9 protein-coding genes are annotated in these 11,371 nt (G+C 64.2%); 4 read left to right on the top strand and 5 right to left on the bottom strand.

Going from position 1 to position 11,371, the window contains the following annotated elements; all coding sequences use genetic code 11:
- Positions 1-132 precede the first annotated feature (132 nt).
- The gene (locus AC3WJU_RS20850; RefSeq protein ID WP_332603339.1) at positions 133-1,944 is read right to left on the bottom strand and encodes an AMP-dependent synthetase/ligase; all 1,812 of its coding nucleotides are present in this window, start codon (positions 1,942-1,944) and stop codon (positions 133-135) included.
- Between the two features lie 207 nt (positions 1,945-2,151).
- Here AC3WJU_RS20850 and AC3WJU_RS20845 point away from each other — a divergent pair, with 207 nt between their 5' ends.
- Positions 2,152-3,267, top strand: coding sequence for an ROK family glucokinase (locus AC3WJU_RS20845; RefSeq protein ID WP_492260737.1), 1,116 nt, complete (start codon positions 2,152-2,154; stop codon positions 3,265-3,267).
- A 42-nt stretch (positions 3,268-3,309) separates the two neighbouring features.
- Here the strand turns inward: AC3WJU_RS20845 and AC3WJU_RS20840 are convergent, their stop codons facing one another.
- The gene (locus tag AC3WJU_RS20840) at positions 3,310-3,852 is read right to left on the bottom strand and encodes a hypothetical protein (protein ID WP_284991591.1); all 543 of its coding nucleotides are present in this window, start codon (positions 3,850-3,852) and stop codon (positions 3,310-3,312) included.
- A complete protein-coding gene (locus AC3WJU_RS20835; RefSeq protein ID WP_441438358.1) occupies positions 3,845-4,660 on the bottom strand; it encodes an alpha/beta hydrolase in 816 nt (271 codons plus the stop codon). The genes AC3WJU_RS20840 and AC3WJU_RS20835 overlap by 8 nt, the downstream gene beginning before the upstream one ends.
- A 155-nt stretch (positions 4,661-4,815) precedes the next feature.
- Between AC3WJU_RS20835 and AC3WJU_RS20830 the strand changes: the two genes are divergently transcribed.
- On the top strand, positions 4,816-5,619 hold the full coding sequence (locus tag AC3WJU_RS20830; RefSeq protein ID WP_059389157.1) for a lysophospholipid acyltransferase family protein: 804 nt from the start codon (positions 4,816-4,818) through the stop codon (positions 5,617-5,619).
- A 66-nt stretch (positions 5,620-5,685) separates the two neighbouring features.
- Positions 5,686-7,113: a class II 3-deoxy-7-phosphoheptulonate synthase gene (locus AC3WJU_RS20825; RefSeq protein ID WP_370872293.1), complete on the top strand. Its 1,428-nt coding sequence runs from the start codon at positions 5,686-5,688 to the stop codon at positions 7,111-7,113.
- A gap of 88 nt (positions 7,114-7,201) precedes the next feature.
- On the opposite strand, the gene pknB is transcribed toward AC3WJU_RS20825, so the two are convergent.
- Together pknB and AC3WJU_RS20815 are read right to left on the bottom strand one after the other, a co-directional pair.
- The gene (pknB, locus tag AC3WJU_RS20820) at positions 7,202-9,292 is read right to left on the bottom strand and encodes a Stk1 family PASTA domain-containing Ser/Thr kinase (protein WP_492260736.1); all 2,091 of its coding nucleotides are present in this window, start codon (positions 9,290-9,292) and stop codon (positions 7,202-7,204) included.
- Between the two features lie 73 nt (positions 9,293-9,365).
- Positions 9,366-10,751: a lytic transglycosylase gene (locus tag AC3WJU_RS20815; protein WP_441438355.1), complete on the bottom strand. Its 1,386-nt coding sequence runs from the start codon at positions 10,749-10,751 to the stop codon at positions 9,366-9,368.
- Between the two features lie 223 nt (positions 10,752-10,974).
- On the opposite strand from AC3WJU_RS20815, the gene AC3WJU_RS20810 reads away from it, so the two are divergent.
- Complete coding sequence (locus AC3WJU_RS20810; protein WP_059389151.1) at positions 10,975-11,328, top strand: Rv2175c family DNA-binding protein; 354 nt, start codon at positions 10,975-10,977, stop codon at positions 11,326-11,328.
- Positions 11,329-11,371 lie beyond the last annotated feature (43 nt).

Below are 11,371 nucleotides of genomic sequence, written 5' to 3'. Positions count from 1 at the left end.
AGCCCGGTGCAATACCGTGCCCAGACCCTCGCGGCCTAGTATCTATTTAGCCAGTCCAACTTCCGGGGAGCAGTTCATGTCAAGCCCGGGACCTTCCTTTGTTGCTTTGACCGATGCGTCGGGTGCGGCCCGTCAGGACGCCTTGGGGGCCGAGTACATTTCCTCGATCACGGCGTCGAAGTCTTTCATGACCTGGGCGCGCTTGACCTTCAACGACGGCGTGAGGTGGCCTGAGGCCTCGGTGAAGTCGGACGGAACGATCCGGAACGACTTGATCGCTTCCGCATGCGAGACGGACTGGTTCGCGTGGCTGATCAGTTCCTGGACCGCTGCCCGGACGAGGGCGTTGTCCGCGGCAGCCGTCGTCGTCGTTGACGCGGGAAGGCCGTGGCGCTCCAGCCAGCCCGGCAGCGCTTCCTCGTCGAGGGTGACCAGCGCGCCGATAAAGGGCCGGTTGTCGCCGATGACAAGGACTTGGGACACCAGCGCGTCAGCACGGATCTGGTCCTCCAGCAGGGCCGGTACGACGTTCTTGCCGCTCGCTGTGACGATGATTTCCTTCTTGCGGCCTGTGATCTTCAGGAAACCCTGTTCGTCCAGTTCGCCGATGTCACCCGTGCGGAACCACCCGTCCACGAAGGTTTCCGCGGCGAGGTCATCCCGCTTGAAGTAGCCCTTCATGACGCAGACGCCCTTGGCGAGGATTTCGCCGTCGTCGGCAATCCTGACCGCGTTGCCGGGGAGCGGGGCCCCCACGGTGCCGATCTTGATCAAGGACGGCGTGTTGACTGAAATGGGTGCAGTGGTCTCTGTCAGGCCGTAACCCTCGAGGATCTGCAGGCCGATACCGTGGAAGAAATGGCCCAACCGTTCGCCGAGCGGGCCGCCACCGGAGACGGCATGGCTGACATGGCCGCCCATTGCGGCGCGAAGCTTCCCGTACACCAAACGGTCGAAGACGGCGTGCTTGAGCCTCAGCACCAAGCCAAGGGATCCCTCCTGCTGCGCCTTGGAGTAGGCGATCGCCGTGTCCACTGCCTTGTGGAAGATGGCGCCCTTGCCGCCGTCCTCTGCCTTGGTGAGGGCAGAGTTGAAGACCTTCTCGAACACGCGGGGAACTGCCAGGATGAAGGACGGCTGGAAGCTCTGCAGGTCAGCCAGCAGGTTCTTGATATCCGGCGTGTGCGCCACCTGGGCACCGGCGGCGACGGCAAGGACCGAGATGAAGCGGGCAAAGACGTGGGCGAGCGGGAGGAACATGATGGTCTTGGCGTTCTCGTTGACGACGTCGCCGAGGGAGGCCAACGCGTTCTCCGAGAGTTCCACGAAGTTGCCGTGCGTGAGTTCGCAACCCTTGGGGCGGCCCGTGGTGCCGGAGGTGTAGATGATCGTGGCGACATCGGCCAGCACGGCGCTGCTGCGGCGCGCCTCGAGTTCCTCGTCGCTGACGCCGCTGCCGGCACTGCGGAGCGCGTCAAGTCCTCCGCCTTCGAGCTGCCAGACATGGGCGACAGAGCTGAGGCCTTCGGCCGTGACGGCCTGGCGGATGACGTCCTCGTGGTGCGCGGATTCGGCGAATGCGGCGACAGCGCCGGAGTCGCCGAGGTTCCAGGCCACTTGCGACGGCGACGAGGTTTCATAGATCGGCACGGAAATGCCGCCCGCAAACCAGATGGCGAAGTCCACGAGTGACCATTCATAACGGGTCCTGGACATGATGCCCACGCGGTCGCCCACACCGACGCCCTTGGCGATCAGGCCTTTGGCCAGGGCCGTTACATCCTTGAGGAAGTCGGTTGCCCGGATGTCCTGCCATTGGCCGGCGCTGTTGAGCTTGGCAAACAAGGCCGGGTTTGATGGTACGGCGGCCTGACGAACCACGAGGTCCGTGATGTTGGTTTCGGGGGCAACATTCACCAGGGGCGGAACACTGAATTCACGCACGATAGCTCCTTCGATATCAACAGACCATTACGGGGCTGCTCTAACTCTATATGGCCAAGTAATGGGTGTGTCGCAATTCACCTTACTCAAGTTACTGCTGAGTAACTTTACGTGAAGCGTGGGATTCCGCCAATGCAGGCGTATGGGCGTTCCGTCCGTACCGCCGACATGTCAGTACATATGCGGCGCTCGGAATAGGATGGCGACATGCCACTGAATTCATCCAACGAACAGGTCCCGGCAAGAGTTCGGAAGATTTCCTGGTCCGGTTCGGCCGCAACCGGCCGGCGCCCCGGCTCCACGCACGGCGGCCTGCGCTGGGAGTCCGTGCCGTGGGCCGCGCGCCGTTCCCATCTCGGCCGGAGGGGACTGGCGATCGGGATCGACATCGGCGGCACAAAGGTGGCAGCGGGAGTCGTGGATCCTTCGGGCCGGGTGATCGAGGAAGCGCGGCGCTCCACGCCCGGCAATGACGCCCGGGCAGTAGAGCAGGTGATCGTCGAGCTTGTCCAGGAATTGGGGAGAAGCCACCGGATTGCCTCCGTGGGGATCGGCGCCGCCGGTTGGATGGATCTCGACGGCGGCACGGTGCTGTTTAGCCCGCATCTCGCCTGGCGTAACGAGCCGCTGCGCGAAAACCTTCAGAGCCTGCTGAGGCGCCCGGTACTTGTCACCAACGACGCCGATGCTGCCGCCTGGGCTGAATGGCGCTTTGGGGCCGGTCTTGGGGAGAGCCGCCTCGTCTGCATCACGCTCGGCACCGGCATCGGTGGCGCCATGGTCATGGACGGACGAGTGGAACGTGGGCGATTCGGTGTGGCGGGGGAGTTCGGCCACCAGATCGTGGTTCCCGGCGGGCATCGCTGCGAGTGTGGCAACCGCGGATGCTGGGAGCAATATGCCTCCGGTAACGCGCTCGGCAGGGAAGCCCGGGAGCTTGCCCTCCGGAATTCACCGGTTGCCTACGAATTGCTCAAGGCTGCCGGAGGCTCCGCCGAGAACATCACGGGGGTTACCGTGACGGAGCGGGCAAAAGCCGGAGACTCCGCTTCGAGGGAGCTCCTGGAAGAAGTGGGGCATTGGCTGGGGCTCGGCCTGGCGAACCTGGCGGCTGCGCTCGACCCAGGGACGTTCGTCATTGGCGGTGGGCTGTGCGATGCCGGGGAGCTTCTTGTGGGCCCTGCACGGACAGCATTCGCCCGGAACCTCACCGGCCGCGGTTTCCGTCCCGCGGCTGCGATCAAGCTTGCCGCATTGGGAGCGCGGGCCGGGATGATCGGCGCTGCCGACCTGTCCCGGGTCAGCGGCAGGGCACACGGCTAGTACGGGATCAGCCGCGAGGGGATGCGCGGTGCGGCAGTCCCCTTAGACGCGGGCGCCGTCGTCGTTCTCGTCTTTTTCCTGCGGCAGCTTCATGATGAGGTACACCACGGAGGCCAGGAAGATCGCCAGGATGCCCATCACGGCAAGGAGCGGCGCCGAGCGCCAGAACATCGCGGTGAACAGCAGGGCAAGCGGGCCGCCCACGGCTCCGATCCACGCGAGCATGGTCAGCGGTTCGGTACCGGCGAGGCTCGGCGGGTCCTCCGGGACGAAGCCGTTCCCGTCCTCGACCTCGTAGTCGCGCGGACCGGGCTCCCCGCTGCCCGCGGGTTCTTCCGCAGCGCCCCTTTTGGACAATCCAAGCGGGTCGAAGTCTTGGAAGGAACGGGACGAGGAGCGGCCCGGAACCTCCTCCGGACCTGGACCCGGATCCGTTCCGGAATCGCTGCCAGTCTCCTCGGCGGTGGGCGCCTCGTCCAGGGCGGAGGAAGGCATCGACTCAAGCCTGGCTACCAAATCGAGCCAGACGGCGTCGTCGTCCTTGTTGGCACTCTGGTCGGGGGAATCGGGCCCTGGCCTATTCATGGGGTGAATCCCGGAGCTCGGTGCCGGACGGTGTGGCCCGGGCGGAACTGCTTGTCAGCCCTGCCATGGTTTTCCTGATGAACTCGGCCGAGCCCCGGAAAATCTCCAGGGCGTCGTTGTCCAGCGTGGCCACGTGGTAGCTGTTGCCCAAGGTGCTGAACTCCATCGAAGCCGTGACCCGCTCCTTCAACTGCTTGATGCTCCGTTCCGAAACCACGTGGTCCACGGAGGAACGGAACACGCGCACCGGCGCGGAAATCCGGGGGAGCAGGCTAATGGTGTCCTTGTACATCTTTTTCAATTCATGGGCGGCTGCGACCGGCGTCCTGGGGTATGCACCCTCGTCCATGCCGGGTTTGAGGATGTCGTTGGCAATGGCCGGGGTGGACTTCATGACGTGCTTGAGGATGCCGACCACGGCTGCGCGCGGATCATCGATCACCAGCCCCGGATTGACGACGACGGTACCGGCGACCGGCCGCGTAGCCGCGATCCGCAGAGCCAATGTACCACCCATCGACAAGCCGGCGGCGAACACGAAATCGCACTCGGCCTGGAGCTCGAGGTACGCCGCATCCACCGCATGGTGCCACTCCTGCCAGTGCCGGGTGGCCATATCCTGCCACGTGGTCCCATGGCCCGGAAGCAGAGGGAGGCGGACGGCGTAGCCTTCGGCGGCCAGATACTCGGCCCAAGGGCGCATGCTGTGCGGGCTGCCCGTGAAGCCGTGGCTCATCACGACGCCGATGCTGGGTCCACTACCGGTGAAGTCGCTGGCATACGGCGAGGGATCGGGGAGAGTGTTCATGATGACTCCGAGGCTACTCTGTTGGCGGCACTGCTTTCCGTGATGAGTCCATCGTGTCACTGTTCGGGACATTTCTCACTGGAGTAGGGTGGCTTCTGAATGCGGGCCGGGACCGTCCGGACGCCTTGCAGACGCCGCCCCGGAGAGGAACCAAAGTGTTCTATTGGGTCATGAAACGGATCTTTTTGGGTCCGCTTCTCACATTGCTGTTCCGCCCCTGGGTCAAGGGCCTCGACAACGTTCCGCAGGACGGCGCAGCGATTCTCGCTTCCAACCATTTGTCCTTTTCGGATTCGATCTTCATGCCGGTGATGGTGCCCCGGCGCGTCAGTTTCCTTGCCAAGTCCGAGTACTTCACGGGTACCGGGCTCAAAGGCAGGCTTACGGCGATGTTCTTCAGGCTCACCAACCAGTTGCCAATGGACCGATCGGGCGGGGCCGCGTCCGAGTTGTCCTTGCAGGCCGGCAGGGACGTCCTGGCCGACGGTGGCCTGCTGGGTATCTACCCGGAAGGCACCCGCAGCCCCGATGCGAGGCTCTACCGGGGCAAAGTGGGGGTCGCCAAACTTGCGCTCCAAACCCGCGTGCCCGTTGTTCCCGTGGCCATGATCGGCACGGAAAAGGTGCAACCCATCGGCAAGCGTTTGCCCAACATCCGCAGGATAGGGATCATTTTCGGGCAACCATTGGACTTCAGCCAGTATTACGGCCAAGAGGAAGACCATTCCGTTCAGCGCGCCGTGACCGACCAAATCATGTACGAACTCATGCGGCTCTCGGGGCAGGAATACGTGGACGAATATGCCGCCGTCGTCAAGCAGCGGCTGGCCGGGCAGCTTCCGGAGCCCGCGAACGGAAGCGAAGCGAATCCGGCCGACGGCGGGCAAGAAAGCGGCCGTCCGCCCGGCAACGGTTCAGGGCCTGACGGTGACGGCAGCGCAGTGACCGGGAAAGTGTGACGGACGCCGAATAAGGGTTACGGAAGCCGTGCCCCGAACAGCGGGCAAGGCAACTAGTCTTGGAGAGTGACTGAGCTATCCGCGAACCCCGCATCGTCCGTGACCGGCCCCCTGACCAGTTCCCTGGGCAGCCCGCTGACCAGCACCGCGCAAAGCGGCGCGGCAAACTATCCCGGCTTGGACGATTGGCGCCAGCTGCCGATCTCGCAGCAACCCACCTGGACCGACCGGGGCGTCTTCGACGCCTCCGTCAAGGAACTCTCCGTGCTTCCGCCGCTGGTTTTCGCGGGCGAAGTCGACATTTTGCGCGAGCGTCTGGCCGCGGCAGCCCAAGGCAAGGCATTCCTGCTTCAGGGCGGCGACTGCGCCGAGACTTTCGAGGACGCCACAGCTGACAAGATCAGCGCCCGGGTCCGCACCATCCTGCAGATGGCCGTTGTCCTTACCTATGGCGCGGCGATGCCCGTCATCAAGATGGGCCGCATGGCCGGCCAGTTCGCCAAGCCCCGCTCGTCGAACGAGGAAACCCGCGACGGCGTGACCTTGCCTGCGTACCGCGGCGACATCGTCAACGGCTACGATTTCACCCCGGAGTCCCGCGCCCACGACGCCAGTCGCATGCTGAAGGCCTACCACACCTCGGCTTCCACACTGAACCTCATCCGCGCCTTCACGCAGGGCGGCTTCGCTGATCTTCGCCTGGTGCACCTGTGGAACAAGGGCTTCACCGAAAACCCCGCCCACGCCCGCTACGAGTCCTTGGCGCGTGACATCGACCGTGCGATCAAGTTCATGGCGTCCTGCGGCGCCGATTTCGAAGCCCTCAAGCGCGTGGAATTCTTCGCGAGCCACGAGGCATTGCTGCTGGACTACGAGCGTGCCCTGACGCGCATCGACTCCCGCACGGGACTTCCCTACGACACCTCCGGACACTTCCTCTGGATCGGTGAACGCACCCGTGAGCTCGACCATGCGCATGTGGACTTCCTGTCCCGCGTGCGCAATCCGATCGGCGTCAAGCTCGGTCCCGGGACTTCCGGAGACGACGCGTTGCGGCTCATTGACAAGCTGGACCCGAACCGCGAGCCTGGCCGCCTCACCTTCATCACCCGGATGGGTTCCAAGAACATCCGCGAGAAGCTGCCCGCCGTCGTCGAGAAGGTCACTGCCTCCGGCGCCCAGGTCCTCTGGGTCACGGATCCCATGCACGGGAACACTGTCACCTCGCCCAACGGGTACAAGACCCGCAACTTCGACGACGTCGTGGACGAAGTCCGCGGGTTCTTCGAAGTCCACCACGCCCTGGGCACGGTACCCGGTGGCCTGCACATGGAAATGACGGGCGACGACGTCGCCGAATGCCTTGGCGGCGCCGATCCCATTGACCAGGATGCCTTCCTGGACCGCTACGAGTCAGTGTGCGATCCCCGCCTGAACCACATGCAGTCCCTCGAGATGGCATTCCTCGTGGCTGGAGCCCTCACCAAGCGGTAGGCCCCACCAATCGGTGGTCAAGCAGCGGCCCCAATACAGGAAAGGCGATCCGGAACGGTTCCGGATCGCCTTTCCTGTATGCGGGGCCCTATACGACGGTCAAGGTGACCACGGAGCCCTCCGGTGCATCGCTGTCCACGGGGTTCTGGTCCCGGACAGTGCCGAAGAAACCGCCCAGGATGTTGTTGATCTTGAACTCGAATCCGAGGGACTCCAAGGCTTTGCGGGCGGCATCGGCCTGCTTGCCAATGAAGTTCGGGACGTGCACCATCTTCGGACCCTTGGACAGGGTCAGAGTGACGGAGTCGCCGCGGATCAGGGTGCCGTTGGCAGGAGCCTGGCTGACCACGGCCCCCGCGGGGACCTTCTTGTCGTTGACGGGTTCCGGCGCAATTTTGGCGGTCAATCCGGCGTCGCTGATCGCTTTGACGGCGGCTTGCTGGGTCATGCCCCGGACATCCGGTACAGGGAGGGGCTGCGGTCCCTTGGAAACCACCAGTGCCACCGGAGTGCCGTGGCGGACTGCGGTGTCCTGGGCCGGGGACTGGGAGATGACGGTGCCCAAAGGCACTTTGTCGTCATACTGCTCGGTGACTTTGCCGAGCGTCATCCCCGCCACGCCAAGGGCATTCTTTGCCTGGTCGAGTGTCAGGCCGGTCATCGCGGCAAGCGGGAACAACTGTGGACCCTTCGAGACGAAGAGCGACACCGCTTGGAACTTCCTGACTACCTGGCCGGACGCGGGTTCCGTTCCAACCGCCAACCCTGCAGTGACGTCGTCGTCGAACACGTCTTTTGGCTCGGACTGGAAGCCCGCGGTTCTTAGGAGCTGTTGTGCCTCGGCAACGGTCTTGTTCTTGGTGTCCGGTATGGTTCCGGGCGAGCCGGGCCCCATGCCGAAGAACCAGCCCGCCGCTGTGGCCAGGATCGCCAGGACAATCACGACAATTGTCCAGATCACGGCCCGGCGGCGCGGGTTGCCTTCCCGCAAAGAGCGCGACGGCGTTGCCGCCGCCCGGGCGCGGTCCTTTTCTTCCTGGCGCTCCATGCGCTTGATGTCGCGTTTGCTGGGCGGGGCTTCCGCCGGATCCAGGGGTTCGCGGTCCTGTGGCACTTGGATGTCGAAAGCCGGGGCGCCAGCAGAGAATCCCGACGGCGGAAGCACCGTGGTGGGATTGCGCTGGCTTGAGATAATCTCCGTCGGGCGGCCTATCCGTTCCAGGGGCTCCGTACGTTCGGCAGGGAAAGGGGCGACTACCGCGGTTGCCCCGGCCGCGTCTTGTTGTCCTTCCGGCGTTGCCGCCTTTGCGGCCGGCGGGTTGATATCCAGTTCCGCGTCGCTCAAGGTTGTGCGGATGTGCCGCAGTTCAGACAAGAGCGCCGAACCGTCCACAGGACGCTCTTCAGGATCCTTGGCGGTGCACCACTGGACGAGTTCGTCCACGTCCGCGGCAAGGCCGGGGACTGCGAGCGACGGCGGGGCGACGGCCGCGTTGACGTGCTGGTAGGCAACCTGGATGGGGACGTCGCCGGCATAAGGTTGCCCGCCGGTAAGCATCTCGTAAAGCATGATGCCGGTGGAGTAGATGTCGCTCCGGGCATCGGCGGCTTTGCCGAGGACGAGCTCGGGAGCCAGATATGCGACCGTGCCGATCAGGGCGCCGGTGCTGGTTGTCGCCGTGACGGCCCGGGCCAGGCCGAAGTCGCCCACCTTGATGCGGCCGTCGTCGGCGATCAGGACGTTCTCGGGTTTCACGTCGCGGTGGATCAGCCCTGCCGCGTGGGCGGCCGCGAGCCCTTCGATGACGGGGTCGATCAGTGCAAAGGCAAGCCGGGGCGGAAGCGCCGCCTTCTCGTTGAGGACATCGCGCAGAGTATGGCCTTTGATGTACTCCATGACGATGTATGCAATGTGGCCGTCCTGTCCTTGGTCGAGGACGCCTACGACGTGCGGGTGGGAAAGGCTCGCCGCGGCCCGGGCCTCGCGCTGCAAACGGTCGAGGAAGTTTTGGTCATTGGCCAGGTGCGGATGCAGCACTTTGAGCGCCACGTCGCGGTCGAGCCGTTCGTCGGTGGCGAGATAGACGGTTGACATTCCGCCGTTCGCGAGGCGCGATCGCACCAGATAGCGCCCGTCCACGAGGGATCCGAGGAGTTGGTCCGAAACTTGTTCCTGCACCCTACGATCCTAGTTGAGCAAAAACACGGGCCCGAATCGACATGCGATCCGGGCCCGTGTTGTGCGCCGCGAGTTAGCTGAAGTTCTTCTTGAGGGCCAGGATCGAGGCGACGTAGGCCTTGGTGTCGTCGTACATGCCGTGCTTGCTCACCGAGTACTGGCCCTGGTAGTAGCCTGCGATGGCCGTATTCAAGTCCTTGCTCGTGTTGACGAGCGCCCGGATGATGGCGACGCCGGCGGTCACGTTGTCATACGGGTCGAGGATGTTGAGCTTGCGTCCCACCAATTGGGAAGCCCATTCACCCGAGGAGGGAATCACTTGCATCGTGCCGATGGCGTTGGCGGGGGAGACCGCACGCTGGTTGAAGCCGGATTCTTGGAAGGCGAACGCCATAGCCAAGGACGGGTCCACCCCCATCCGACGCGCAGTATCGGCGACGATCCCCTTCATCTGGGCGGTGCTGGGGACCGGGGACGCATTGAGCAGGGCCTTGTTCGCATTGGCTGAACTGACCACTGCCTCGGGGTAGGTGTAGCCCAGGAATGTGCTCGGAACCAAGGGGGCGCTGACCGGAGCAGGGGCCGGAGCCGAGGCCGCAGGAGCGCCCGGGATGGCGAGCTTCTGCCCGGGATAAATGATGGTGCTCATGGACAGCTTGTTCGCCGAGAGAAGAGACGACAGGGACACCCCAAGGCGGGACGCGATACCGCCCAAAGTGTCACCTGACTTGATGGTGTACGAGCCGGTGTTGGCAAGTGCCGGCGCTGCCGGAGCCGCCGGAGCGGAAGCGGGGACCAGTGCGGCCGGAGCCGGTGTGGCGGGAGCTGGTGCGTTCGTTCCGGGGCCGACCTTGATCTTCTGTCCCGGGTAGATGATGGACCGGCCGTTGAGGCCGTTCCAATTGAAGACGTCGGACAGTGCCACGCCGTGGCGGGCGGCAATGCCGCCCAGGGTGTCACCGGGCACCACTGTGTAGCTGGCAGTCGACGACGACGCCGGGCCGGATGCCGGGCTGGGTGCGGGTGCCGGCGCACTTGGAGCCGGTGCCGAACCGGTCAACTTGATCTGCTGTCCCGGGTAGATGATGGTGTTGCCCGAGAGGCCGTTGAGCTGCAGGACAGTGTTGGTGTTCAGCCCGTAGCGGGCAGCGATGCCGCTGATGGTATCGCCCCGGACGATGGTGTAGGTGGCCGGAGCCGCCGGTGCCATGGGCTGCATGGCAGCCGGGATGGTTGCGGCAACCGCGGAGGCAGGAATGACGTTTGCGGACACTGCCGCGGCCTGGGCCCGCATGGCCGCGGTCAGCGATGCGGGAATCTTCTGGCTTTGTACCGCCGGAAGCGCTGTTGCCGGCTGGGCGAGTGCCAATGAAGAGAGCATGACGGCGGGCAGCGCCGCTGTGGTGGCCGCAATTATGGGCATGCTCGTTGTCTTCTTGTGCGAGCTGGGCGTCGTCATGGGAGCAATCCTCATCTCAGCAGCGGCTGTTGGGAATGCCGCTGTTGCCAGTGTTACTAAAGTTAGTAGTGATGCAAATGTGATCAATGTGAATCTCTCACATTTTTCGATTCCGCACAAGAAATCCCTGCGCATTCGATTCTTGGGCAATTCCGGGCACAAATTCCGCCCGTACCGTCCCGCCGGCTAGGCGCAAAGCGCGAGGGCGTGGCAATCTTGATCCGTGAGTAATGTAGAAAGCCTCGTTTCCGAATGGCTGCCGCTGCCCGATGTGGCAGAGCTGCTGAACGTTTCAATCACCAAGGTCCACGGTCTTCTGGATGAGCGTGCAGTGGTGGCTGTGAGAGTGGGCGAACGCAACATCCGTTCGATTCCTGCCCTCTTTATCCAGGACGGTCATGTGGTGGATAGCCTGAAGGGCACCATCGCAGTGCTTGGCGATGCCGGGTACACGGATGAGGAGCTCATCGTGTGGCTTTTCACTCCGGACGAGTCGCTGCGTGGCCGTCCTGTCGACGCGCTCCGCGAAGGGCGCAAAACTGAAATCCGACGCAGGGCTCAGTCGCTTGCCTGGTAAGGGCCGCCTGCCTTAAATACAGTGGTGCCGATCAGCTTGCTGA

The organism is Arthrobacter sp. FW306-1B-F12A, from assembly GCF_058781865.1.
Note: the sequence above shows the minus strand (reverse complement) of the source record. Positions and strands in the feature narration are given on the sequence as shown.